This is a genomic window from Pararhodobacter marinus, from assembly GCF_003122215.1.
GTDB lineage: Bacteria > Pseudomonadota > Alphaproteobacteria > Rhodobacterales > Rhodobacteraceae > Pararhodobacter > Pararhodobacter marinus.
The window spans coordinates 150,381-173,011 of record NZ_QEYD01000008.1; the positions used below are offsets into that span (position 1 = coordinate 150,381).

A 22,631-nucleotide genomic window follows, 5' to 3' on the forward strand; every position below is an offset into this window, starting at 1 on the left:
GCTCCTGCGCTGAGACCCTCTTGTCGCCCGGATCGCGCGCGCGGGCTGTTCCGCCGGGAACACGGTCTGCCGATGCCTCGTCTTGCACTTCGCGGGGATACGGGCATTCTGGACCGATGTTCACGCTTGCCGATCTCGACGCCGCCCATGCCCTCGTCTCCCGCCATGTTCCGCCGACGCCCGCGCTGGACTGGCCGCTGCTTTCCGTGGCGCTGGGCGCGCGGCAGGTGATCGTCAAGCACGAGAACCACGCCCCCACCGGCGCCTTCAAGGTGCGCGGCGGCGTCACTTTCATGGACTGGCTCCGGCGCACGCATCCTCGGATGGAGGGCGTGATCACCGCCACGCGCGGCAATCACGGCCAGAGCCAGGCACGTGCGGCGACCGCGATGGGGCTCAGGGCGAAGATTCTCGTGCCGCAGGGCAATTCGGTCGAGAAGAACGCCGCGATGCGGGCTTATGGCGCCGATCTGGTCGAGCATGGCAGCGATTTCGACGACGCCAAGGACGAGGCGATGCGGCTGGCCGAGACTCAGCCGCTGTTCCCGGTGCCGCCCTTTCACCGCGAACTGGTGCGCGGCGTCGCGACCTACGGGCTGGAGCTGTTTCGCGCGCATCCCGATCTGGACCGGGTCTATGTGCCGATCGGCTGCGGCTCGGGCATCTGCGGGGTGATCGCCGCGCGCGACGCGCTGGGCCTGTCGTGCGAGGTGGTGGGCGTGGTGAGCACCGCCGCTGATGGCGCGTTGCGCTCGGTGGCCGAGGGGCGGGCGGTGCCCACCGAGAGCGCGCGCACCTTTGCCGACGGTATGGCGGTGCGCGTGCCGGTGCCCGAGGCGCTGGCGATCTACGGCCCCGGCGCGCATCATCTGGGCGCCGTCACCGATGCGCAGGTGGCCGAGGCGATCCGGCTTTATTTCACCGCGACCCACAATCTGGCCGAAGGCGCCGGGGCGGCCGCGCTGGCGCTTGCCGTGGCCGAGCGTGACGAACTGGCGGGCCGCAAGGTCGGGCTGGTCCTGTCGGGCGGCAATATCGACCGCGACTGGTACGCGCAGGTTCTGGCGGGTGGCACGCCGCTGGTCTAGCCGGTGAGCCCCAGCAGGATCTCGGACAGGGCCTTGGGCTGCGTCAGCAGGGGCACATGGCCGCATTCCAGGGTGAAGACCGCCTCGCAGGGCGTCGCCGCGACCATCTGCTGTTGCAGCGGGTAGGACACGACCCGATCCTCGGTGCAATGGATATAGGCCTTGGGCACGCCCGCCAGCGCCGGGCCGATCTGTGCCTTGTCGGTCTGGGCCTTGTTGGGCTGCGGGCTGAGCGCCGACATTGCCGCCGCCGCCGCGCGGGGCGAGGCATCGGGGAACAGGGCGGCGGGGGCCTCGTCGGTCAGCGTCGTTGTGCCGGGAACCGGGCCGGGGCGGACATAGGCCTGAACGCCCGGCGCGTCCTGCTGGCGGATGAGGTCCAGAAGGCTTTCGCCGTCGCGCGGCAGAAGGGCCGCGACGAAGACGCAGGCGGTGACCTGCGCGGGCAGGCGCGACGCCGCCTGTGCGATGACGATCCCGCCCATCGAATGCCCGACCAAGAGCGCGGGCGGGCCGTCGGCCAGCCGGGCGCAGACATGGTCGACATAATCGGGCTGCCCGATCTCGCCCGAGGGTGGGTTCCGGCCGTGGCCGGGCAGGTCGAGCGCCTCGACATCGTGTCCTGCCGCTTTCAGCAGCGGCGCGACCGCCGCCCAGCTCAGCGCGTTGCCCCACGCCCCGTGTACCAGAATGATCCGCGCCATGACGCCCCCCGTTTGCCCGGCATCCTGCCGCGCGACGGGGGGCGCCGCAAGCTCAGTACGGCAGGCCCACGTAATTGCGCGCCATGGTGATCTGCGCGCTTTCCATGGTTTCGAGCTGGTGCAGCTCGGCCTCCTGGATCTTCTGGTCGAAATCGGTCTGGTCGGGGAAGCGGTGCATCAGTGTCGTCATCCACCAGCTGAACCGCATGGCCGCCCAGATCCGCGTCAGCGCGCGCGGGCCGTACTGATCCAGCGCCCCCGCATCCTTGTCGAGGATCGCGGCCTTCAGCGCTTCGAGCAGATAATGCACATCCGACGCGGCAAGGTTCAGCCCCTTGGCGCCGGTCGGAGGCACGATATGCGCGGCGTCGCCGACAAGGAACAGGCGTCCCCATTGCATCGGCTCGTTCACGAAAGACCGCAGCGGCGCGATGGATTTCTCGATCGAGGGGCCGGTCTCCATGGTCTGGGAAACCTCGTCAGGCAGGCGGCGGCGCAGCTCGTCCCAGAAGGCCTGATCGGACCATTGCTCGACCTTGTCGGTCAGCGGCACCTGCACGTAATAGCGCGACAGCGTGTCCGAGCGCATCGAGGCCAGCGCGAAGCCGCGCGGGTGGTTGGCATAGATCAGCTCTTCGGCGGCGGGCTTGGTGCGCGACAGGATGCCCAGCCAGCCGAAGGGATAGACGCGCTCGAATTCCTGCCGTTTTTCTGCGGGGATGGTTGGGCGGCTGACGCCGTGGAACCCGTCGCAGCCGGCAATGTAATCGCAGTCCAGCCGATGGGTCTGACCGTCCTTTTCATAGGTGACATAGGGTTTGTCGGTGGTGACATCGTGCAGCGCCACGTTGTCGGCTTCGTGCACGATGGTGGCGCCCAACGCATCCTGCGCTTCGTACAGATCCTGCGTCACTTCGGTCTGGCCGTAGACGATCACGGATTTGCCGACACGCTCCTTGAAGTTCACGCGGAACATGCCGTGCGCGGTCGACAGGTTGGTGCCGTCGTGGACATGGCCCTCGCGCTCCATCCGTTCGGCCACGCCCGCCTCGCGCAGAAGATCGGCCATGCCCTGTTCCAGCACGCCCGCGCGGATCCGGCTGAGCACGTAATCGCGGCTCTTGCGTTCCAGCACCACGGTGGAAATGCCCGCTTTCATCAGCAGTTGCGACAAAAGCAGCCCCGAAGGACCGCCGCCGATAATGGCAACCTGAGTGCGCATGAAACTCTCCCGTTTTTCTGGCGCAAATCATAGATGAGCCGTGCATCTTTCACAGGGACGGGTCGCGCCGAAACTTGGACGAATCGCGCATCGCGCTTGACGTCACGGCGGGTGTGGCAGCGGGGGCTGGGCCGGGCGCCCGGGCCGGGTTAGCATGGCCTCAAAACGGGAGGAGAGATCATGGCTCAGGTGACACAGGCGCTGGCCTTGCGCGAGGGTGGCTTTGCCAGGGGGCCGCGTCCGCAGGTGCCCGAGGACCTGCACGCCCATCTGGAGCTGCGCGAGGTCACGCTGCCGGAGCTGGGCGCGGGTCAGGTGCTGGTCGAGGTGATCCTGAGCCCGGTCAACCCGTCGGATTTCTTCTATCTGCAGGGTGCATACGGCCAACCGCGCCAGCAGGGACAGGCGGCAGGTTTTGAAGGCTGCGGACGGGTGATCGCGGCGGGCGGCGCGGCGGGTGAAAAGCTGATCGGACAGCGCGTGGCGTTTCTGGGCAGCTTGTCGGGCGCCTGGGCAAAGCACGCGGTGGCCGAAGCGGCCCTGTGCATTCCGCTGCACGACGCGGTCAGCGATGTCGACGGCGCGGCGCTGATCGTGAACCCGCTGACCGCCGTGGCCCTGGTCGACCGTGCGCGGGAGGGCGGGGATGCCTTCATCCTCAACGCCGCCGCCTCGCAACTGGGACGGCTGATGCTGGGACTGGCGCGCGACGAGGGGCTGAAACCCGTCGCGGTAATCCGCCGGCCGGGCGAGGAAGACGCCCTGCGCGCGGCGGGCGCGACCGAGGTTCTGGTCAGCTCGGCGCCCGATTTCATGGATCAGGCGGGCGCCGCCATCAAGGCGCTGAAACCGCGCGTGCTTCTCGATGCTGTGGGCGATCAGGCGACGGCGGATCTGTTTTTCGCCATGCCCGCCCGCGCGGCCTGGGTAATCTATGGCAAGATGTCGGACGAGGCCCCGAGCCTCGGGCAGATGGGGCAGTTCATCTTCATGGGCAAAACGGTCGAAGGCTTCTGGCTGAGCCGCGTTCTGCCCGCCCTGTCACCCGAACGCGCTGCCGCGGCCATTGCGCAGGTGCAAAAGCGGTTTGCCAGGGGCGACTGGCAGACGCGCGTGGCCGAGGAAATCCCGCTGGACACCGCGCTGGACCGGATCCTGCCCGCCTATGCCCGCAGCGCGGGAAAGGTGATGATCCGGCCCTGACGACAGGCAAAGGCGCCGACCGGAAGCGGTCAGGCGCCTCGCTTGCGCGGCCTGGCGCGATCCATCACGGCGTGTGTTTCGATTTCATCGCCTGCGCGACGCCGTAGCCCTGCGCGAAGGCGGCAACCACAGAGTTCAGCGGGTTCGCGGCGACCGGGGCAGGGGGCGGCACGGGAACGCGCGGGCGGCGCAGCGCCAGCCACAAAACCAACATGCCCACAGCCAGCAAGCCCCCGCCCATGATGAGCGCCGTGGCCATCGGTCCGTAGGTCAGCACCAGGGACAGCCAGAGGGCGCGGAGGGCGAACACCACCCCCGCGCCGACGAAGGCGAGCCCGAACAGCGCAACCGCTGCCCGGATCGCGATTTGACGGGCGGCCAGCGCAAGCATGCCGCTCAACCCTTGCGCGCGGCGAGAGCCCCGACAAGAAAGCCGATCGCCGCAGCGCCCGCAACGATCGCGGCGGGACGTTCGCGCACCATGTCCTCGGCCCCGCCCGCCGCGCTTTCGGCGAACTGGCGGATATGCTGGAACTGGTGGTCTGCGCCGCTGAACAGCGATTCCGCCGCGCCCCGCGCCGCATCGGCGGCGGTGTTGGCCTTGGCCTGCGCGCGCGAGCTGAGGCTGCTTTCCTGCGCTTGGGCGTAAGCACGCATCTCGTGCGCGAGGGCGCCGAGATCGGCCTTGAGGGCATCGAATTCACGCTTCAGCTGCGCCGTGCTGGGTTGGCTGGCTCGGGCCATGATAAGCCTCCGTGATGAATGAATGTGTCAGGCAATGAAACGCGCAGGCGGCGCAATGGTTCCCGCGCGTCTGCGCCCGGGCGGCGCGCGCAGCGGCAGCGCTCATCGTCAGGCTGTGCCGGGACTTGCCTGCAACCCGGGCGTGAAGGCTCTTTTGCCGGACTCGCCACAAGAGTCACAAAGAGTCGGAACCAACTGCCCCCTGGCGCGGTTACTTGATCAAAAGGCCCTGCAGCATGCGGGCCTCGTTCAACAGAAAGAAAGGAGACCTTCCATGCTTGGTTGGGCCCTCACATTCTTTGTTATCGCCCTCATTGCCGCCGTGTTCGGCTTTGGTGGCATCGCCAGCGCGTCGGCGGGTATCGCCCAGATCCTGTTCGTCGTGTTCCTTGCCCTGTTCGTGATCGCCCTGGTGGCCCGCGCCGTGCGCGGATCGTCCCGGGTTTAAGGGCAGACGGGCGCCGGGCGGTCTCTTCCGCCCGGCGCATCCGGCCCTTCAACCCCTCCCAACTTGATCCCAAGATACCAGAGGTTTGTTATGAAAGATGTCCGCAACGTTTCGCCCGAAGCCGTCAAGGTGAATACCGGCGTGAAGAAGCCCGCCGAGGTTTCCGAGAAGCTGGCCGAGATCCTGACCGGCACCTATGAGCTGCTGATCCGCACGCACGAGGTGCACTGGAACGTCGAAGGCCCGATGTTCTACGGCGTGCACATGCTGACCGAAGAGCAATATGGCGAGCTGTTCGCCGCCACCGACGTTCTGGCCGAGCGCATCCGCGCGCTGGGGCATCTGGCGCCGGCGACGCCGAAGGCTCTGGTCGATACCAGCGGCGACACCGTCGCCGGAGAAAAGACCACGACGGCCAAGATGCTGACCATGCTGAAGGACCGTCACGAGGCGCTGGCGCGTCTGTGCCACGAAACGACCGATCTGTGCGAAGGCGAGGATGTCAACGATCCCGTCACCGCCGATCTGTGCAACGGGCGGTCGGCCGTGCATGAAAAGGCCGCGTGGATGCTGCGGTCGATGGCGGCGGACTGATCGCCCGCCCCGGTTTGCCGGGCGCTTGCCGCCCGGCCCCGCACAGCCCCGCGCCCGGCCGGAACCCGGCGGCGCGGGGTTTGTCTGTCCGGCGTTCGGATGAGGACAGGACGCCGCAAAAAGGGCGCCCCGAAAGGCGCCCCGTTGCAAGGCCAGTGGCAAGGATCGTCAGCGCCACGCCGGAAGCATCACGCGCGGAGCGTTTCCGTCGACGAGAAGAACATCGCCTGGCTGACCGCCGAGCGGACCTGTTCCTCGGTATAGGGCTTGGTGATGACGAAGGCGGGCTCGGGGCGTTCGCCCGTGAGCAGACGCTCGGGGAAGGCGGTGATGAAGATCACCGGGGTATCCTTGGCGGTCTTGAGGATCTCGTTCACAGCCTCGATCCCCGACGACCCGTCCGCAAGCTGGATGTCCGAGAGGATCAGGTCGGGCTTCTCGCGCCCGAACAGCTCGACGGCCGCCTTGTGGGTGGGCGCCACGCCGGTGATGCGGTGGCCCATATCGGCGACGATGGATTGCAGATCCAGCGCGATGATCGCCTCGTCCTCGATCACCAGAACGCGGCCCGACACGCTGTCTTCCATGTCACGCAGCGCCAGGGCGTAAAGCTCGCGTACCTCGGAGGCGTCCATGTCCATGATCGTGGCAACCTCGTCTTCCGAGAATTCCTCGATCGTCTTCAGCAGAAGAACCTCACGCGTATTGGGGGCGAGCTTGGCCAGATGCGCCTGGGCGCGTGCCGAGATCCCGCTTTCGGTGTCTTCCGTCAACGCCCCCGAGGACGACCAGATCGCGTGGAACGCTTTGAACAGCGCCACCTTGTGCGAGTAGTCGCCGTCAAAGACCGAACGGTCGATGAGCAGTGCCTCCAACGTCAGGGCCGCATACTTGTCGCCGGTAAGCTGGCTGCCACTCAGGGCGCGTGCATACCGGCGCAGATAGGGCAGAAGGTCGGCAACGATGGTTGACAGGAACTGTTCCTTCTGAGCGATCGGCATCTTTTTTTCTGTCCTTTTCGCGAAATTCTTGGAACCAAACGCGTGGACAGGGGTTTGGTTCCCGACCTAGTAAGAATTTTGTCAGGTTGAGGGCCGTTTGCCGAAGGACGCCATGCAGCAAGATAATCACAACAATGCGCTGGAAGACCAGATCGCCGAGAACCTTCGCCGGGCGTTCAGTGAACGTGCTGAAGAAAAGGTGCCGGACAGGTTCATGGATCTTCTCCAGCAACTGAGAGAGCAGGATTCACCCCGCAACGATCGGTCGTCGAATGACAACTAAAAGCCCCGTCGTGGATCCGCGCGACGAAATCGTTACCCATCTGGGTCCGATGCGGGCCTTTGCGCTGTCGCTGACACGCAACGGCGCAGAGGCCGACGACCTTGTGCAGGAAGCGCTGGTCAAGGCCTGGAAGAATATCGAAAGTTTTCAGGTCGGCACGAATATGCAGGCCTGGCTGTTCACCATCCTGCGCAACACCTTTTACTCGCTCCGGCGCAAGCGCTCGCGCGAGGTGGCCGACCCCGACGGCATCGCCGCAGGGCAATTGTCGGTCAAGCCCGCACATGACGGGCGGTTGCAATTGTCGGAGTTTCTCGAAGTGTTCGCCCAGTTGCCGGTCGAACAGCGCGAAGCTCTGGCACTGGTCGGGGCTTCGGGGTTCTCCTACGAGGAAGCGGCGGCGATGTGCGGCGTGGCGGTGGGGACCATCAAGAGCCGCGCCAATCGTGGGCGCGCGCGCCTCGTTGAAATGTTGCACGCTGGCGAAGACGGCTACGGGGACATGACGGATCGTGTCACCTCGGCCATCGTGAATGCCGGCGCCCAGGGACGACTAACCGCGTGAGCAGAAGGGTGACGTGGCCATTCCGGGGGCTGGCCACGAGAATTGCAGGAACGCTAGCAATCGCGCTGATGCCCATCGGCGCGATTGCCGTCTATCAGGCCGTGCAGATTGCCGCCGAAGAGCAGAGCCGCATGGAAGTGGCGCTGCTGACCTCGACGGCCGAAGCGGCGGCGGGCGAGGCGCTGGCGATTTCCTCGGCCTCGGGCGCGGTCGCGACGCTGGCGGCGATGGTCGCGGCGAATGCGGGCCCGACGGATGGCTGTTCGGACATGTTTCGCAACGTGGTGCGCGATACGCCGCAATACTCGTTTGCGGGCTATGTCTCGGCCGATGGTATCCTGCAATGCGGCTCGGCCGATGTCGGGCGCGACATGACGGACGGGCTTTTGTTCCCGCGCATGGATGTCGAGCGCGAGCCGATGGTTCTGGCCAGCGGCTTCGGCTCGATCAGCGGAACCTCGGTCATCGTCTCGGCCGCGCCGGTCTATGACGGGCGCACCTATATCGGCTTCGTCGCCGTGTCGGTGCCCCATTCGCGGATCTTCGGCATCCCCGGCAGCGCCGGGCTGGAACAGTCGATCAACATCATCACCTTCAACGCGAACGGCGATCTGTTGTCGGCCGACCGCGAATTCGGCCAGGTCGAGGCGACCCTTCCCGTGGGCCGGCCTCTGCCCTCTTTGGTGTCGAACCGGCAATTCGCCTTCACCGCCATGTCGGCCGGCGGCGAACAGCGCGTCTTTGCCGTGGTGCCCATCATTCCGGGCGCGGTTTATGCGCTGGGCAGCTGGCCGCGCGAGGCGCTGGGCTGGATGCGCCTGTCGCCCGTCCTGTTCCCGGTGCTGATGCTGCTGACCGGGTTGATCGTGGCTTTCGGGGCGGTCAACGCGCTGGTCATCCGCTATATCCGCAAGCTCAAGGACAACCTGAACGAATTCTCGCGCTCGCGCCGCATCCTGCCCCTGTCGTCCAACCGCGCCTCGCTGCCGCAGGAACTGGTCGACATCGACGAGACCTGGAGCGATCTGGCCAATCATCTGGTGCGCGACGAGGCCGAGCTGGAAAACATGGTGCACGAAAAGAGCGTCTTGCTCAAAGAGGTGCACCACCGCGTCAAGAACAACCTGCAACTTATCGCCTCGATCGTGAACCTGAAGATCCGCCGCGCGACCTCGCCCGAGGCCCGGCGGTCGCTGAGGGAAGTGCAGATGCGGGTGATGTCGATCGCCGCCGTGCATCGCGCGCTTTATTCCGAACCCACCAGCGGTCAGGTGCGGGCGGACGATCTGCTGAACACGGTGGTCAATTCGACCATCGCGGCGGGCGTGACGGACGAACGTCAGATCACCATCGAGCAGGATTACGCGCCGATCCTTCTGTACCCCGACCAGGCGGTGCCGCTGCTTCTGATGGCGACCGAAGCCGTCACCAACGCCCTGAAATACATGGGCCGGCGGGAAGATGGTGAAGCGTCGCTGCGGATCTCGCTGGAAGCGACGACGGATACCGAGGCCACGCTGCGGGTGGTCAATACCTGCGGCACGCCCTTCGTCCCGCGCGAACAGGTGCTGGGTTCGGGGCTGGGTCGGTCGCTGATCGCCGGCTTCGCGACGCAGGTCGGCGGCGTCGTCACCACCGACGTGACCGAGGATTATTACGATTTCCGGCTGGTCTTCGAAGGCTCGGTCTTCGATCCCGACCCGGCCGATCACAACGTTCCCGAACTGGATGACGAGTAAGCGGACCGGCGACCGCGAGGCACGGGTTGACGTCGCAGGGCAGCTTTCATGCTAAACTTGCCAGACCTTGTTCCGATGGCGAGCCCCCATGCGTTTCATGCCCTTCCAGACCGCGCGCTTCCGCGTTGCCCATTGGTGCCCGCTCTTGGGCGACGCTTCTGCGCGCCGGGCGCTGGAAGAGGCGCTGCGTGACATACTGACACCGGCCGTTCTGGCACACCTGCCCGAAAGCTTCCGCCCGGATCCCGGCAAAGGCAGCGCATCGCGCTGGATCGACGCGCGCGCGGCGGAAAGCGATGTGCTGACCATCCACGCACAGCGCGATGGGCGTCTGGTCGGCTTGGTGATCCTTGCAGCCGGGCCGAATGACGCCGCGCCGGCGGTGCTGCATCTGGGCTACCTGTTCGCGCAGCCGGTCTGGGGGCAGGGGGCCGCGTCCGAGGTTCTGGGCGGACTGCTGGCATCGCTGCGAGGCCGGGCGCCGATCAGTCTGCTGGGTGGGGTGGATCGGGACAACCCGGCCTCGGCCCGCGTGTTGCAGAAGGCGGGTTTCCAGCGCGACCCGGAACTTTCGGGGCCGCGGGGCGAGATGTATCGGCTGGACCTTGCGTGAGGCGTGACCAACCGGATCACTCGTCGCGCGCGGTGTCCGACAGGATCAGCTCCTGCCCCTGCTTGTAGATCGAGCTGTCTTTCCACAGCGACTGGAACCACAGCACCAGCGGGATCGCCACGATGCCGCCGATCGGGCCCCAGAGCCACAGCCAGACGGTCAGCGACAGGAAGACCAGGAGCGGGTCGAGCCGCATCCGCTGACCGATCAGCATCGGCGTGACGAATTGCGCCTCCATCAGGTTGATCGTCAGGTAGATGAGCGGCACGCCCGCCACTGCGAGCCCGTCGAACGACACCGTCCCGGCGAGCAGAAGCATCGCCGCCGTGATCGCCGGGCCCAGATAGATGACGAAATTCGCCAGCCCCGCGACCAGCCCCCAGACCGGCGCGCCGGGCAGGCCATAGGCGGTCAGCGCAAGGCCCACGGCGATGCCGAGCCCGGTATTGATCACGGTGACGATGGCGAAGTAGCTGGCGACGCGCTCTTCGGCCAGCCGGAAGGTCGAGGGGCGGAAGCCGATCAGCTTCGCCCAGTCATAGGCGCGTTCCTTGCCGTAAAGGAAGAAGAACAGCCCGCCCAGAAAGATCAGGAACTGCGCGCCCAGTTGCGGTGCCAGCCATGCCGCATCGGCCAGAGTGGGCAGCGCATCGCCGCCGCCGTCCCCGCTGCCATCGCCGCCGGCGGGAGTGATGGCCTCCATCATCTCGCGCTGCATGTCGAACAGGCCGCTGAGCTTGTAGCGCAGATCCAGCGCGGCCGAGCGCAGCTCGGCCACCACACCCGGCCACGAGACGATCACCTCGTTGACCCAGGGCCGCAGCAACAGCGCGATACCCAAAAGCGTCATCATCGTGGCGATCAGGGTGATCGTGCTGGCCAGCGCCACTGGCACGCCGAGGCGACGCAGGCGGTTCTGGATCGGGGTCAGCACCAGCGCGATGACAAAGGCCAGAACCAGCGGTGCCATCACCGCCTCGGCGTATTTCAGGGCGGCAAGGCCCGCGAGAACGGCCAGAAGCGTCTCGGGCCAGCGCTGGCGAATGAAGGTGGTCATGGGCTCTCCTGCATGGATGGCTCGCCGGGGCAGCGCTTCGGGTCAGCGCTTCGACATGCAGGACGACCGGGACAGGGGGACGCCCAATGGCAGGCGGCATACCCCCGGAGTCGGTGCGTCATGGTCGACGCGATCGCGTACGCGAAACGCGGGGCCGGAGCCCCGCGTTCAAAGATACCATAGTCGGATTACATTTCGACTTCGGGCATCGCTTCGAGTTCTTCCATCGAATGGTCGATGACCACGTGGTCGATGTCGCCGTCTTCGTCAACCGAGACCTGCAGCGATTCCGAACCCAGAGCCACCGGCTTTTCGCCAATGCCCAGGAAACCGCCCACGTCGATCACGAAGCGCTCTTCGCCGCCTTCGGCATCGGCGGGGATCACGGCGCTGATTTCGCCGACCCATTCGTCGTTGGTGTCATAGGCGCGCGTGCCGACCAGGTCTTCGCTGCTGGCGAGCGAGGCGATGTCGACAATCGAGTGGCCTTCTTCGGTCGCCATCGTGTCCATGTCGCCATCGGCGGCCATATCGGTTTCCGCGTCGCCCATCGGCAGCAGCGGCTCGTCCGCGGCAACGGCATCGTCGTCAGCCGTGGTGCCCATGGTCGCATCGGCGTCGGCGGTGGTCGACATCTCGGTGTCGTCGGCCGGCATCATGTCGGTTTCGGCATCGGCGGTCGCATCGGTTTCGTCGAGCGGCGCGATATCGGATTCGGCATCAGCCGACTGTTCCATCGTGGTGCAGTCTTCGCCCTCGCACAGCTCGGTCGCGGCATTGGCGTCGACATCGGTCGTGTTGTCCATCGCCTGCGCGTAAACGGCGGTCGAGCCGGCGGTCATGCCGAGGATCAGGGCGAACGGCAGAAATTTGTTCGGTTTCATGTCTTCTCTCCAGTCGTTGTGACGCGCGTTTGCGTCTCTGGGAATACAACGTCCGGGCGTGAGATCGGTTCCGGAGATCCGCAGGATTCTTCTCTGTAGAGGACGTTTTTTCTGAAATAAATTCAGATGGTTGATTTTGCATTCGAACAAAATGAGGGCGCAACCCGAGATTGATCGGGTTGCGCCCTGTCGGCACCGGTTAGGTCGGAGCCGGGGATCGCTTAGCGGATCACGTAGACGATGCGGCGGGTTTCGCGCTCGACCACGACATCGTTGCCGTTCACGTTCAGATAGGCGATTTCCTGGTTCTCGGGGACGTCGTACAGCGTCACTTCGCCCGGCACCGCGGCACCGACCACCGGCTCACCCGTCAGGAAGACCGGATCGACCGGGTTTTCCTGGATATAGACGGTTGTTTCGTCGCTGACCGAGTTGTGCGCGGCGATGCCCGTCATCATCGAGCCCGCAACGGCGCCCACCGGACCCGCGAGCAGCGCGCCGGCGACGGCGCCCATGCCGGCACCCAGAGCGGTCGCTTCGTCCTGGCTATTGTCTTCGATGATGGTGATCTGCTGCGCCGAGGCTTCCGACAGCGGCTTCATCTCGCCACCCTGATCGAAGGTCAGGTACGGCGCATAGGCCCAGCCTTCGCCCGACGAGCTGGTCACCTGGCACCAGCTTTGCTCGGCGTTGCAGCCCGCGACTTCGACCTCGTCGCCGGTCAGGATGACGCCGTCGATCTGATACTGGCCGCCCGGGCCCGAACGCAGATTGATATCGGCGGCAGCCGTCGCCGTGACCGCGCCGGCAATCGTCGCCGACGAGGCAAGGGCCAGCGCCGAAACAGTGGCGAGCGTCAGGGTCTTGGTCATCATGGTCGTGTCTCCGTTTCCTTCGCGGCTTTGCGCCGCCGGTATGGCTGGAAAACACCGCCGAGGCCGGGTGGTTCCTCAGTTTCTCGTTCCGCCGGCGGATCCCGGCGCAAGGCGGCGGGAAACCGCCGGTCGGTGCACCGGACAGCCTTCATGCCTGCGCCCGGCGCCGGATTTCTGCGCTTGCACGGTGGCCGTTTAAGCCTATCCTGCGCCGCGCAACGGAGATCGCGCCATGGCCACCAGATATCTCAACCTGCTCGATTACTCCGAGATCACCGGATCCGCGCCGATCGCGCTGCGCAGCCATGGCTGGCGGGCGAAATGCCTGCAAAGGCTGGTGCGGCTGGATCTGCCGGTGCCGCGCACCATCGCGCTGTCGTTCAATGCAGTGCGGGCCATCGCGGCCGGGCAGGTGCCGGATCTGGGCGGGCTGGTGGCGCGGTTCGAACCCGGTCAGCTTCTGTCGGTGCGCCCCTCGGCGGAAAACCCCGATTGGGGCGGTCCCGGGGCGATCCTGAATATCGGCATGAATGACGACCTGCATGCGCGGATTTCCGAAAGCCATGGCGAGGACGTGGCGACGGCGCTCTATCTGGCCTTCGTGCAAAGCTATGCCCAGCATGTCGCGCGGCTGGACCCCGATATGTTCCCGGTCAGCGAGCCTTGCCTGCCCGCATTGCAGGCCGCGCTCTACGATTACGAAAAGGAAATGGAAGAGCCGTTTCCCCAGGATCCCGGCAAGCAGCTGGCCGAGGTGCTGCGCTCGATGGCGCGCGCGTGGGAAGGAACCTCGGCGCGGCTCTTGCGGCAGGCCAAGGGCGCGCCCGCCGATGCCGGGCTCGGGCTGATCGTGCAGGCGATGGCCGGGGGTTTCGGCGCGACGGAAAGCGGCGCCGGGGTGATCCAGTTCATCGATCCGGTGACGGGCGTGCCGCAGATCACCGGCCGCTATGCCGAGAGGGGGCAGGACGGGGACGCGATCTCGAACAATCCGCAGGCGATGTACCTGACGCGCGATCCGCGCGGTCCCTCGCTGGAAGACCGTCATCCCGACGCTTTTGCCGAACTGGTGCGCCATGGTGGCATCTGCCGCGAGAAGCTGCGCGAGGAAATGCAGATCGAGTTCACGGTGGTGAACGGCAAGCTCACGGTGCTGGACGCGCTGAAGGTCCGGCGCGCCAGCCGTGCGGCGGTGCGGGTCGCGGTCTCGCTGGCCGAGGACGGCATCATCACGCGCAAGGAAGCGCTGATGCGGGTCACGCCGCGCGCCCTGTCCGAGCTGTTGCACCGGCAGGTCGATCCGCGCGGCGCGCGCGCGGTCGTGGCGCGGGGCATGGCCGCCAGCCCGGGGGCGGCGACGGGGCGGCTGGTCTTTACCTCGACCGCGGCGCAGGCCAGCGCCTCGCGCGGCGAGAAATGCATTCTGGTGCGGCGCGAAACCTCGCCCGAGGATATTCGCGGCATGCATGCGGCGGCCGGCGTCCTGACCGAGCGGGGCGGCATGACCAGCCACGCGGCGGTGATCGGGCGGGGGCTGGGCGTGCCCTGCATCGTCGGCGCCACGGGGCTGCGCATCGACCTGAAGGCGCGGCAATTGCATACCGGACGCGCGGTGCTGAACGAAGGCGACCTGATCACCATCGATGGCACGGTGGGCGAGGTGTTGCTGGGCGAGGCGGAGTTTCTGGAACCGGCGACGGATCAGTGGTTCAACACGCTGCTGGAATGGGCCGACGCGCTGCGCGACATCGACGTGCGGGCGAATGCCGACACGCCCGCCGATGCCCGGATCGCGCGCGATTTCAAGGCCAAGGGCATCGGCCTGTGCCGCACCGAGCACATGTTCTTCGAAGACGACCGCCTGACCGTCATGCGCGAGATGATCTTCGCGGGCAGCGCGCAGGACCGGGCCGAGGCGCTGACCCGCCTGTTGCCGATGCAGCGCTCGGATTTCATCGAGCTGTTCTCGATCATGCACGGGCTGCCGGTCTGTATCCGGCTGTTCGACCCGCCGCTGCACGAATTCCTGCCGCATACCCGCGAGGGGCTCAAACAGCTGGCCGACGCGCTGGACCGCCCCCTCAGCGAGGTGACGCGCCGGGCAGAGGATCTGGCCGAGTTCAACCCGATGCTGGGCCTGCGCGGCGTGCGGCTGGGCGTGACGGTGCCCGAGATCTACGAGATGCAGGCGCGCGCCATCTTCGAGGCGACGATCGAGACCGGGCGGCGCGGAGAGAAGGTCGTGCCCGAGATCATGATCCCGCTGGTCAGCGCCATGCGTGAGGTCGAGCTGGTCAAGGCGCGCATCGACGCCGTCGCCGCCGCCGTGCGGGTCGAGAAGGGCCAGCCCTTCGAATACCGGCTGGGGGTGATGGTCGAAACCCCGCGCGCCGCCCTGCGCGCCGCCGAGATCGCCCAGCATGCCGACTTCATGTCCTTCGGCACCAACGACCTGACGCAGATGACCTATGGCCTGTCACGCGACGATGCCGGACGCTTCATGTCCTATTACGTGCAGGCGGGTGTCTTCCCCGAAGACCCGTTCCATGTGCTCGATACCGACGGGGTGGGCGAGCTTCTGCTGATCGCCGCCGAGCGCGGACGCAAGACCCGAAAAGGTCTGACATTGTCCATCTGCGGGGAACACGGAGGCAGTCCCGAATCGATAGCCTTCTGCCGCGATGCGGGGTTCGATTACGTCTCGTGCTCGCCCTTCCGGGTGCCGGTCGCGCGGCTCGCTGCGGCGCAGCTGACGATCACCGATGACGATAGCGGGGAAAAAATGCCTGACCTTCGTTGAGCGGTGAATGTCAGTCATTAATAGGTGTTGATTTCATTACGAAAATCGTTGCCGGCCCCGCAGCGAGCCCGACGCCGCACGCGACCCGGCACCATCGATCCTGCGATGCCGCATATCGCTGCTGCGCCTGCACAGTGGCCAGCCGGGGAAAACCCTTGCGGTTTGTGGACTTGCGACGCGTTTTGAGGTATCTCTCGTGACGGGATGCCTTGCGGCCTTGGGGGGAACCGGGCCGGAACGCCATCCCGACAATCGACAAGAGGCCGCTCTGTTGAGGCGGCACACCGGACGTCGCTGGCAAAGCCTTCGTGCTGCCTGTGGCTGACAGAGGATGGACGGTATGGGAACGGTGAGCAGGATGGCGGCCCTTGGGCTGGCCTCGGTACTTGCATTGACGTCACTGGCTGCGACCTCGCATCGGGCGGCGGCCGAATTTCCGCTCGAGCAATCGCTGGCTCTGGCCTTCAGCGCCGAGCGCGAGGCGATGCGCGGGGTGTCGACCTCTCTCGTGTCGCGGGCGACGACCCCGCTTGACGATCCGACCGCGATCCTGCGCTACGATGCGTCCTATCTCATGACCATGCCGCAATCGGGCGATACCGAAACCAGTTGCCTGGCCGAGGCAATCTATCACGAGGCGCGGGGCGAGGATGTCTACGGGCAATTCGCGGTGGCCGAGGTGATCCTGAACCGCGTCGACCTGCCTGCCTATCCCGACAGCGTCTGCGGCGTCGTGCATCAGAACGCGACCCGCCTGAACGCCTGCCAGTTCTCGTATGCCTGCAACGGTCGCTCGCGCGCGATGACCGAACCCGGCGCGCGGCGTATGGCCAATGCCATCGCGCAGGTGATGATGTCGGGTGCGCCGCGCGAATTGACCGACGGTGCGACGCATTTCCACACCACGGGCGTGCGCCCGCGTTGGGCGTCGAGCTTTCAGCGCACGGCGCAATACGGCTCGCACCTGTTCTACCGCGAACCGCTGCGGCTGACCTTCAACTGAGCGCCCGCCAGCGCACCGCGCCGGCGGATTCCCGCTGCGAGGACGGGCGGGCGTCTATCGGAAACGCCGGGCGTCGCGCATGGGCGCCATGATGCCGGGTTCGGGCTGTGCAACCGCGTCGCGGCGGGGTAAGGCGGGGCACCGAACCCGTCCCCGACGCTGACCGGAGGCTCTGAGCATGAGCACCGATATCCATCTTGCCTTCGCCCATCCCGAAGAGCGCGCCGAAGCCACCGCCTCGGCCGATCCGCGCGACCGGATCTCGCTGCGCGATTACGCCGTCGAGGCCGAGATCGGCGCCTTCCAGACCGAGCGCGGCCATACCCAGCGGCTGATGTTCAACGTCGTCGTCGAGGTGCGACCGCAATCCGGGCCGATCGACGACGATGTCGACCGCATCATGTCCTATGACACGATCACCGAGGCCATCGCCGACGAGCTTGCGGCGGGGCGGCTGAACCTGCTGGAGACCCTGTCCGAGCATGTGGCCGAGCGCATCCTCGCCCATCCCCGGGCCATGCGCGCCTTCGTGCGGGTCGAGAAGCTCGACCGCGGGCCGTTCAAGCTGGGCGTCGAGATCGTGCGCACCCGCGCCGCCGTGCCGGTGCAGAACCAGGCCGAGGATGCAAGCCTGCACCCGGTCGTGGTCTACATGGACAACGCCGCCATCGCCGCGCAGGATTTCAGCGACCGCATCGACCGGCTGGCCGCGCGCGGCGCGCCCGTTGTGATCTGCGTGGGCCTGCCCGAGGCGCATCCGCCGCGCGTGGCCGTGACCGCCGTGCAGCGCCGCATCGACCTGCTGGCCGTCGAGCAGAACGCCTGGGCGCTGGCCTCGCGCGATCAGCGCTGCCTGGTGGTCGAAAGCCGGACCGAGATCGACTGGGCGATCCGGCAGGGGCGGATCATCGTCTGGGCGCCCTCGAAGCTGGTGCTCGATGCGCCGGACGGCCCGCTGGGCCATGCCTCGAACGGGCCGGCGCTGGCGCAATGGCTGGCCGAGACGCTGGCGGCCGAGGCGTTCCTGGTGCCCTGGGGCGTGTCCCTGCCGGCGGGCAGCCGGGTCCCGGTCGAGACCTTCCCCTGACGCGATGCAGAGGGGGCGGCGGCCCGGCCGACGCTCCCGCCCGCCCACCCCGCTTGGCCGGGCCGCCGCGTGGCTGTGCTGTGGTCGAGTACAGCCGTTGCGCAGGTTGCGCAGGCAGCTTGAGTATTTGGAGCAGAATGAAGGGGCCGGGCGACCCTCTCGAGCGGGGGCCGATCGGCGGCAAACCGCGAAGGGGCTGAAACATTGGCGCCGGGCTTGCGGGCTTGCTTGCCAAGCGGGCCGCGATCTGATTCTCAGGAGGGCATGACAGTCCCGTTCCATCCCGTTCCCCGTTCCGATCTTCCCCGGCCCGAGGGCGCCCTGCCGCTCGCCGGCAGTGCCCATGTCTGGTGGCAGGGCGATGCGCCCGATGCCGCGCGCCTGTCCGCGCCGAAACCCGTTCTGCCGGGGCTGCCCGCCGACCGTCCGCTGGTCATGGGCATCGTCAACGTGACGCCTGACAGTTTCAGCGATGGCGGCACGCTGGGCAGCGTCGCGGCGGCGGTCGAGCGGGCGCGCGCGCAGGTGATGGCGGGGGCGGATATCCTCGATATCGGGGGCGAGAGCACGCGGCCCGGCGCGGCCGAAGTGCCGGTGCTGGAAGAGACTGCCCGCACCGCGCCGGTGATCGCCGCGATCCGCGCGGCCGGGATCGACACGCCGATCTCCATCGACACGCGCAAGGCGGGCGTCGCGCGGGCGGCGATCGAGGCGGGGGCGGATATCGTCAACGACGTCTCGGCGCTGACCTGGGATGCCGATCTGGCGCGGGTCACCGCCGAGGCGGGCGTGCCCATCTGTCTGATGCATGCGCAGGGGACGCCGCAGACGATGCAGGCCGATCCGCGCTATGACGACGTGTTGCGGGACGTCTACGACTGGCTGGCGCGGCGCATGGATCATGCCGTGTCGCAGGGAATCGATCCCGCGCGGATCATCACCGATCCGGGCATCGGTTTCGGCAAGACGCTGGGTCATAACCTGACGCTGCTGCGGGGCCTGTCGCGGTTTCATTCGCTGGGGGCGCCGATCCTTCTGGGCGCCTCGCGCAAGCGCTTCGTGGGCACGTTGTCGGGGGTCGAGGAGGCCGCCGCGCGGATGCCCGGATCGGTCGCCGTGGCGCTCTGGGCCGCCGGGCAGGGTGCGCAGATCCTGCGGGTTCACGACGTGGCGGAAACCGTGCAGGCCCTGGCCTTGTGGCGGGCGCTGACGGATCAGACGGGAGACGAGGCATGAGCCGGAAATTCTTTGGCACCGACGGGGTGCGCGGACAGGCCAATTCCGCGCCGATGACCGCCGAGATCGCGCTGAAGCTGGGCGCGGCGGCGGGGCGGTATTTCCGCCGCGACGGGGGCAATGTACACCGTGTGGTGATCGGCAAGGACACGCGGCTGTCGTGCTACATGCTGGAGAATGCGCTGACCGCCGGGCTGACCTCGACGGGGATGAACGTGCTGCTGCTGGGCCCGGTGCCGACGCCTGCCGTGGGGTTTCTCACGCGGTCGATGCGGGCGGATCTGGGGATCATGATCTCGGCCAGCCACAACCCGGCCACGGATAACGGCATCAAGTTCTTCGGCCCTGACGGGTTCAAGCTGTCGGACGAGGCCGAGGCCGAGATCGAGGCGATCCTGGAGGGGCCGATGGCGCTGGCGCCGCCTTTGGAGATCGGGCGCGCGAAGCGGATTGATGACGGTTTGGGGCGCTATGTCGAATACGCCAAGACCACGCTGCCGCGCGGCGCCAGCCTGCGCGGGCTCAAGGTGGTGATCGATTGCGCCCATGGCGCCGCCTACCGCGCGGCCCCCGAGGTGCTGTGGGAACTGGGCGCCGATGTGATCCCGGTGGGCGTCAACCCCAACGGGTTCAACATCAATGACGGCGTCGGCTCGACCCATCCCAAGCTCGCCGCCGAGACAGTGGTGGCGCATGGCGCGGATCTGGGGATCTGCCTGGATGGCGATGCCGACCGGGTGCAGATCATCGACGAACACGGGCGCGTCGCCGATGGCGATCAGATCATGGCGCTGATGGCGGCCCGCTGGGCGATGGAAGAGCGTCTGAACGACGGCACGCTGGTGGCCACGGTGATGTCCAATCTGGGGCTCGAGCGGTTCCTGCAGGGGCAGGGGCTGCGGCTGGAGCGTACGGCGGTGGGCGACCGCTATGTCGTCGAGCGGATGCGCGACCGGGGGCTGAACCTTGGCGGCGAGCAATCGGGCCATATCGTGATGACCGATTACGCCACCACCGGCGACGGGCTGATTGCGGGGCTGCAATTCCTGCTGGCGATGGCCGAGACCGGCACCCCCGCCAGCACTCTGACCCGGCAATTCGAGCCGGTGCCGCAGAAGCTGCAGAACGTGCGCTATGCCGCCGGGCAGGCACCGATGGAGGCAGGCAGCGTCAAGGACGCCATTCGCGCCGCCGAGGCGCGGCTGAACGGCCAGGGGCGGCTGCTGATCCGCAAATCGGGCACCGAGCCCCTGGTGCGGGTGATGGCGGAATGCGAGGATCCCGCGCTTCTGGATGAGATCGTCGCGGGGCTGGTGGCCGAGATCGAGGCGGCGCTTTAGCGCGCCCGCCGGTCTGACGACAGGCTGCCGACACTCAGGGCGGCGACGAACAGCGTCGCCGCCGCCACCACGATAGACGGCCCCGCCGGCGTGTCCCAGGTGAGCGAGGCGCCCAAACCCGCCACCACGGCCAGTGCTGCGACGAAGACGGCGCCAACGGCCATCCGCTCGGGCGAGCGGGCGAAGACGCGGGCCGTCGCGGGCGGCACGACCAGAAGCGCACCGATCAGAAGTGCCCCCACCACTTTCAGCGACACCGCGACGGCCAGTGCCAGCGCCAGCGTCAGGATCAGGCGCTCGCGCTCGGGCTTGACGCCCAGCGACAGGGCCAGATCCTCGCTGATCGTGGCGGTGAGCAGCGCCTCCCACCGCCAGGCCATCAGCGCCAGCACGCCAAGCGTGCCCGCCGCCATGCCCCACAGCTCGGACGGGCGCACGGTCAGGATGTCGCCGAACAGGAAGGCGGTCAGATCGACGCGCGTGCCGGTCAGGAAGGACGCGGCGACCAGCCCCAGCGCCAGCGCGGAATGCGCCAGCACGCCCAGCGTGGTGTCCATTGCCCAGCCGCGCCCGGCCAGCGCGCTGACGAACAGCGCCATGGCAAAGGCCGTGACCAGCGTGCCCACGAAGATCGACAGATCGAACCCCAGAGCCAGCGCGACGCCCAGGATCGCGGCATGGGCGGTCGCGTCGCCGAAATAGGCCATGCGCCGCCAGACGACGAAGCAGCCCAGCGGGGCCGCCGCCAGCGCGGCCATCAGCCCGGCCGCCAGCGCACGCAGCAGGAAGGCGTCAATGATCATGGTCGCAGGTCTCGTGGTCGTGGGGGTGGTCGGGGTGATCGGCGCCGTGGTCGTGGTGGTGCTGATAGAGCGCGAAGGCACCCTGCGTGCCCAGTCCGAACAGCGCGCGGTATTCGGGCGCGTTCGATACGACCGAGGGCGTGCCCTCGCAGCAGACATGGCCGTTGAGGCACACGACGCGGTCCGAGGCGCTCATCACGACGTGCAGATCGTGGCTGACGCTGAGAACGGCGCAGCCCAGTTCCTGGCGCACCGTCTCGATCAGGCGGTAGAAGGCGGCGGTGCCGGGCTGGTCGAGTCCCTGCGTGGGTTCGTCCAGCACCAGAAGCTGCGGATCGCCGGCCAGCGCCCGCGCCAGCATCACGCGCTGCATCTGGCCGCCCGACAGGGTCGCCATGGCGCGGGCTTCGAGCCCCGGCGCGCCCACCCGCGACAAGAGATGCGCCACCGCGTCGCGGTCGAGCTTGCGCGTCAGGCGCAGGAAGCGTTCGACCGACAGCGGCAGGTTCGCGTCGAGATGCAGCTTCTGGGGCACATAGCCCACGCGCAGCCCCGGCGCGCGCCGGACGTGGCCCTCGGACGCCGGAACCATGCCCAGGAGCGCGCGCAGCAGCGTGGACTTGCCCGAGCCGTTGGGGCCGACGATGGTGACGATCTCGCCCGGGTTCAGCGTGAAATCGACATGCGTCAGCACCGGCGCGGCCGGGCCATAGGCGACGGAGAGCCCGCGCGCCTCGATCAGGGTGCTCATTGCGCGGCCTCCGCGCTGCAGGCGGTGCACAGGCCCACCGCCTCGATCGTGGCGCGCTCGATATGGAAGCCCATGCCGGCGGCGCCCTGGTCGAGCGTGCCGCGCAGCGGATCGGCGGGGATTTCCGCCACGCTGTCGCAGCCCCGGCAGATCAGGAACGCCGCGTGATGCGACTCGCCCGGATGGTTGCAGGCGGTGAAGGCGTTGAGGCGGCGAATGCGGTGAGCAAGCCCGTTTTCCACAAGGAAATCGAGGGCGCGATAGGCGACCGGCGGCTGGTGGCCGAAGCCCTCGTCCGACAACCGCTGCAGCACGTCATAGGCCCCCATCGCGCCGTGGCGTTCCAGCAGGATTTCCAGCGTGCGGCGGCGCACCGGCGTCAGCCGCAACCCGCGCGCGCGCACCATGTCGTCCGCCCGCTGCAGCGTGGCATCCACGCATTCGTGGTGGTCGTGCGGTTCGAAGGCCGCATGGGCGCCGTGCTGCGGATCGGCTTTCGGCGGGGATTTCGGCGGGGCTTTGGGCTCGGGCATGGGGGAGGGGCCTTGCGCATGGAAGTGTTATATCATAACAAGTGACAGTATAACATTC

24 protein-coding genes are annotated in these 22,631 nt (G+C 67.4%); 13 read left to right on the forward strand and 11 right to left on the reverse strand.

From position 1 onward, the window contains the following. The first annotated feature begins 116 nt into the window (after window positions 1–116). The gene (locus C4N9_RS14190; protein WP_109533992.1) at window positions 117–1,088 is read left to right on the forward strand and encodes a threonine dehydratase; all 972 of its coding nucleotides are present in this window, start codon (window positions 117–119) and stop codon (window positions 1,086–1,088) included. Here the strand turns inward: C4N9_RS14190 and C4N9_RS14195 are convergent. Both C4N9_RS14195 and pobA read right to left on the reverse strand, forming a co-directional pair. Beyond that, window positions 1,085–1,792: an alpha/beta fold hydrolase gene (locus C4N9_RS14195; protein ID WP_109533993.1), complete on the reverse strand. Its 708-nt coding sequence runs from the start codon at window positions 1,790–1,792 to the stop codon at window positions 1,085–1,087. The genes C4N9_RS14190 and C4N9_RS14195 overlap by 4 nt on opposite strands. Window positions 1,793–1,844: 52 nt before the next feature. Next, the gene (gene pobA / locus C4N9_RS14200; protein ID WP_109533994.1) at window positions 1,845–3,014 is read right to left on the reverse strand and encodes a 4-hydroxybenzoate 3-monooxygenase; all 1,170 of its coding nucleotides are present in this window, start codon (window positions 3,012–3,014) and stop codon (window positions 1,845–1,847) included. Window positions 3,015–3,194: 180 nt separating this feature from the next. Between pobA and C4N9_RS14205 the strand changes: the two genes are divergently transcribed. Next, the gene (locus C4N9_RS14205) at window positions 3,195–4,217 is read left to right on the forward strand and encodes an alcohol dehydrogenase catalytic domain-containing protein (RefSeq protein WP_109533995.1); all 1,023 of its coding nucleotides are present in this window, start codon (window positions 3,195–3,197) and stop codon (window positions 4,215–4,217) included. A 64-nt stretch (window positions 4,218–4,281) separates the two neighbouring features. Here C4N9_RS14205 and C4N9_RS14210 read toward each other — a convergent pair whose 3' ends face one another. Then, window positions 4,282–4,608: a hypothetical protein gene (locus C4N9_RS14210; RefSeq protein ID WP_109533996.1), complete on the reverse strand. Its 327-nt coding sequence runs from the start codon at window positions 4,606–4,608 to the stop codon at window positions 4,282–4,284. Between the two features lie 5 nt (window positions 4,609–4,613). Next, on the reverse strand, window positions 4,614–4,961 hold the full coding sequence (locus C4N9_RS14215) for a hypothetical protein (RefSeq protein WP_109533997.1): 348 nt from the start codon (window positions 4,959–4,961) through the stop codon (window positions 4,614–4,616). Between the two features lie 274 nt (window positions 4,962–5,235). On the opposite strand from C4N9_RS14215, the gene C4N9_RS14220 reads away from it, so the two are divergent. Both C4N9_RS14220 and C4N9_RS14225 read left to right on the forward strand, forming a co-directional pair. Then, on the forward strand, window positions 5,236–5,409 hold the full coding sequence (locus C4N9_RS14220; RefSeq protein WP_109533998.1) for a DUF1328 domain-containing protein: 174 nt from the start codon (window positions 5,236–5,238) through the stop codon (window positions 5,407–5,409). A gap of 90 nt (window positions 5,410–5,499) precedes the next feature. Next, complete coding sequence (locus C4N9_RS14225; RefSeq protein WP_245902565.1) at window positions 5,500–6,003, forward strand: Dps family protein; 504 nt, start codon at window positions 5,500–5,502, stop codon at window positions 6,001–6,003. Window positions 6,004–6,191: 188 nt separating this feature from the next. Here the strand turns inward: C4N9_RS14225 and C4N9_RS14230 are convergent, their stop codons facing one another. Next, on the reverse strand, window positions 6,192–7,004 hold the full coding sequence (locus C4N9_RS14230) for a response regulator (RefSeq protein ID WP_109533999.1): 813 nt from the start codon (window positions 7,002–7,004) through the stop codon (window positions 6,192–6,194). A gap of 112 nt (window positions 7,005–7,116) precedes the next feature. Here C4N9_RS14230 and C4N9_RS14235 point away from each other — a divergent pair, with 112 nt between their 5' ends. From C4N9_RS14235 to C4N9_RS14250, 4 genes are all read left to right on the forward strand, one after another. Beyond that, on the forward strand, window positions 7,117–7,287 hold the full coding sequence (locus C4N9_RS14235; RefSeq protein WP_109534000.1) for a NepR family anti-sigma factor: 171 nt from the start codon (window positions 7,117–7,119) through the stop codon (window positions 7,285–7,287). Continuing rightward, on the forward strand, window positions 7,277–7,852 hold the full coding sequence (locus C4N9_RS14240; protein WP_109534001.1) for an RNA polymerase sigma factor: 576 nt from the start codon (window positions 7,277–7,279) through the stop codon (window positions 7,850–7,852). The genes C4N9_RS14235 and C4N9_RS14240 overlap by 11 nt, the downstream gene beginning before the upstream one ends. Before the next feature lie 68 nt (window positions 7,853–7,920). Next, entirely contained in the window at window positions 7,921–9,591 is a 1,671-nt protein-coding gene (locus C4N9_RS14245) for a sensor histidine kinase (protein ID WP_109534002.1), read from the forward strand. Window positions 9,592–9,679: 88 nt separating this feature from the next. Then, window positions 9,680–10,204: a GNAT family N-acetyltransferase gene (locus C4N9_RS14250; protein WP_109534003.1), complete on the forward strand. Its 525-nt coding sequence runs from the start codon at window positions 9,680–9,682 to the stop codon at window positions 10,202–10,204. 16 nt (window positions 10,205–10,220) lie between these two features. On the opposite strand, the gene C4N9_RS14255 is transcribed toward C4N9_RS14250, so the two are convergent. From C4N9_RS14255 to C4N9_RS14265, 3 genes are all read right to left on the reverse strand, one after another. Then, window positions 10,221–11,261 carry an AI-2E family transporter gene (locus C4N9_RS14255; RefSeq protein WP_109534004.1) on the reverse strand — a complete coding sequence of 347 codons (1,041 nt, stop codon included), beginning with the start codon at window positions 11,259–11,261 and terminating at the stop codon, window positions 10,221–10,223. A 188-nt stretch (window positions 11,262–11,449) separates the two neighbouring features. Further along, on the reverse strand, window positions 11,450–12,145 hold the full coding sequence (locus C4N9_RS14260; RefSeq protein WP_109534005.1) for a PRC-barrel domain-containing protein: 696 nt from the start codon (window positions 12,143–12,145) through the stop codon (window positions 11,450–11,452). Between the two features lie 221 nt (window positions 12,146–12,366). Beyond that, a complete protein-coding gene (locus tag C4N9_RS14265) occupies window positions 12,367–13,020 on the reverse strand; it encodes a DUF1236 domain-containing protein (RefSeq protein ID WP_109534006.1) in 654 nt (217 codons plus the stop codon). A 232-nt stretch (window positions 13,021–13,252) separates the two neighbouring features. Between C4N9_RS14265 and C4N9_RS14270 the strand changes: the two genes are divergently transcribed. The 5 genes from C4N9_RS14270 (at window position 13,253) to glmM (ending at window position 20,486) form a co-directional block, all read left to right on the forward strand. After that, complete coding sequence (locus C4N9_RS14270; RefSeq protein WP_109534007.1) at window positions 13,253–15,820, forward strand: putative PEP-binding protein; 2,568 nt, start codon at window positions 13,253–13,255, stop codon at window positions 15,818–15,820. 358 nt (window positions 15,821–16,178) lie between these two features. Continuing rightward, window positions 16,179–16,823, forward strand: a complete 645-nt coding sequence (locus tag C4N9_RS14275; protein ID WP_245902566.1) for a cell wall hydrolase — start codon at window positions 16,179–16,181, stop codon at window positions 16,821–16,823. Window positions 16,824–17,001: 178 nt separating this feature from the next. Further along, window positions 17,002–17,910, forward strand: a complete 909-nt coding sequence (locus C4N9_RS14280; protein WP_109534008.1) for a dihydroneopterin aldolase — start codon at window positions 17,002–17,004, stop codon at window positions 17,908–17,910. Window positions 17,911–18,174: 264 nt separating this feature from the next. Further along, entirely contained in the window at window positions 18,175–19,146 is a 972-nt protein-coding gene (gene folP / locus C4N9_RS14285) for a dihydropteroate synthase (protein ID WP_109534009.1), read from the forward strand. After that, window positions 19,143–20,486 (forward strand): phosphoglucosamine mutase, encoded by a 1,344-nt coding sequence (gene glmM, locus C4N9_RS14290; RefSeq protein ID WP_109534010.1) that lies wholly within the window; start codon window positions 19,143–19,145, stop codon window positions 20,484–20,486. Before folP ends, glmM begins: the two co-directional genes overlap by 4 nt. Here the strand turns inward: glmM and C4N9_RS14295 are convergent. The 3 genes from C4N9_RS14295 to C4N9_RS14305 are packed head-to-tail and all read right to left on the reverse strand — an operon-like array spanning window position 20,483 to window position 22,573. Then, the gene (locus C4N9_RS14295) at window positions 20,483–21,286 is read right to left on the reverse strand and encodes a metal ABC transporter permease (RefSeq protein WP_109534084.1); all 804 of its coding nucleotides are present in this window, start codon (window positions 21,284–21,286) and stop codon (window positions 20,483–20,485) included. The two genes, glmM and C4N9_RS14295, sit on opposite strands and share 4 nt — an antisense overlap. After that, a complete protein-coding gene (locus C4N9_RS14300; RefSeq protein WP_109534011.1) occupies window positions 21,279–22,040 on the reverse strand; it encodes a metal ABC transporter ATP-binding protein in 762 nt (253 codons plus the stop codon). Before C4N9_RS14300 ends, C4N9_RS14295 begins: the two co-directional genes overlap by 8 nt. After that, on the reverse strand, window positions 22,037–22,573 hold the full coding sequence (locus tag C4N9_RS14305) for a Fur family transcriptional regulator (protein WP_109534012.1): 537 nt from the start codon (window positions 22,571–22,573) through the stop codon (window positions 22,037–22,039). The genes C4N9_RS14300 and C4N9_RS14305 overlap by 4 nt, the downstream gene beginning before the upstream one ends. Between the last annotated feature and the right edge of the window lie 58 nt (window positions 22,574–22,631).

Coding starts and splice junctions, on each gene's coding strand:
- C4N9_RS14275 (WP_245902566.1), top strand. CDS start 16,179: ATGGCGGCCCTTGGGCTGGCCTCGGTACTTGCATTGACGTCACTGGCT.
- C4N9_RS14265 (WP_109534006.1), bottom strand. CDS start 13,020: ATGATGACCAAGACCCTGACGCTCGCCACTGTTTCGGCGCTGGCCCTT.
- C4N9_RS14215 (WP_109533997.1), bottom strand. CDS start 4,961: ATGGCCCGAGCCAGCCAACCCAGCACGGCGCAGCTGAAGCGTGAATTC.
- C4N9_RS14260 (WP_109534005.1), bottom strand. CDS start 12,145: ATGAAACCGAACAAATTTCTGCCGTTCGCCCTGATCCTCGGCATGACC.
- C4N9_RS14270 (WP_109534007.1), top strand. CDS start 13,253: ATGGCCACCAGATATCTCAACCTGCTCGATTACTCCGAGATCACCGGA.
- C4N9_RS14300 (WP_109534011.1), bottom strand. CDS start 22,040: ATGAGCACCCTGATCGAGGCGCGCGGGCTCTCCGTCGCCTATGGCCCG.
- C4N9_RS14235 (WP_109534000.1), top strand. CDS start 7,117: ATGCAGCAAGATAATCACAACAATGCGCTGGAAGACCAGATCGCCGAG.
- C4N9_RS14250 (WP_109534003.1), top strand. CDS start 9,680: ATGCGTTTCATGCCCTTCCAGACCGCGCGCTTCCGCGTTGCCCATTGG.
- C4N9_RS14190 (WP_109533992.1), top strand. CDS start 117: ATGTTCACGCTTGCCGATCTCGACGCCGCCCATGCCCTCGTCTCCCGC.
- C4N9_RS14240 (WP_109534001.1), top strand. CDS start 7,277: ATGACAACTAAAAGCCCCGTCGTGGATCCGCGCGACGAAATCGTTACC.
- C4N9_RS14205 (WP_109533995.1), top strand. CDS start 3,195: ATGGCTCAGGTGACACAGGCGCTGGCCTTGCGCGAGGGTGGCTTTGCC.
- C4N9_RS14220 (WP_109533998.1), top strand. CDS start 5,236: ATGCTTGGTTGGGCCCTCACATTCTTTGTTATCGCCCTCATTGCCGCC.
- C4N9_RS14280 (WP_109534008.1), top strand. CDS start 17,002: ATGAGCACCGATATCCATCTTGCCTTCGCCCATCCCGAAGAGCGCGCC.
- C4N9_RS14255 (WP_109534004.1), bottom strand. CDS start 11,261: ATGACCACCTTCATTCGCCAGCGCTGGCCCGAGACGCTTCTGGCCGTT.
- C4N9_RS14210 (WP_109533996.1), bottom strand. CDS start 4,608: ATGCTTGCGCTGGCCGCCCGTCAAATCGCGATCCGGGCAGCGGTTGCG.
- C4N9_RS14245 (WP_109534002.1), top strand. CDS start 7,921: ATGCCCATCGGCGCGATTGCCGTCTATCAGGCCGTGCAGATTGCCGCC.
- C4N9_RS14305 (WP_109534012.1), bottom strand. CDS start 22,573: ATGCCCGAGCCCAAAGCCCCGCCGAAATCCCCGCCGAAAGCCGATCCG.
- C4N9_RS14230 (WP_109533999.1), bottom strand. CDS start 7,004: ATGCCGATCGCTCAGAAGGAACAGTTCCTGTCAACCATCGTTGCCGAC.
- C4N9_RS14225 (WP_245902565.1), top strand. CDS start 5,500: ATGAAAGATGTCCGCAACGTTTCGCCCGAAGCCGTCAAGGTGAATACC.
- glmM (WP_109534010.1), top strand. CDS start 19,143: ATGAGCCGGAAATTCTTTGGCACCGACGGGGTGCGCGGACAGGCCAAT.
- pobA (WP_109533994.1), bottom strand. CDS start 3,014: ATGCGCACTCAGGTTGCCATTATCGGCGGCGGTCCTTCGGGGCTGCTT.
- C4N9_RS14195 (WP_109533993.1), bottom strand. CDS start 1,792: ATGGCGCGGATCATTCTGGTACACGGGGCGTGGGGCAACGCGCTGAGC.
- folP (WP_109534009.1), top strand. CDS start 18,175: ATGACAGTCCCGTTCCATCCCGTTCCCCGTTCCGATCTTCCCCGGCCC.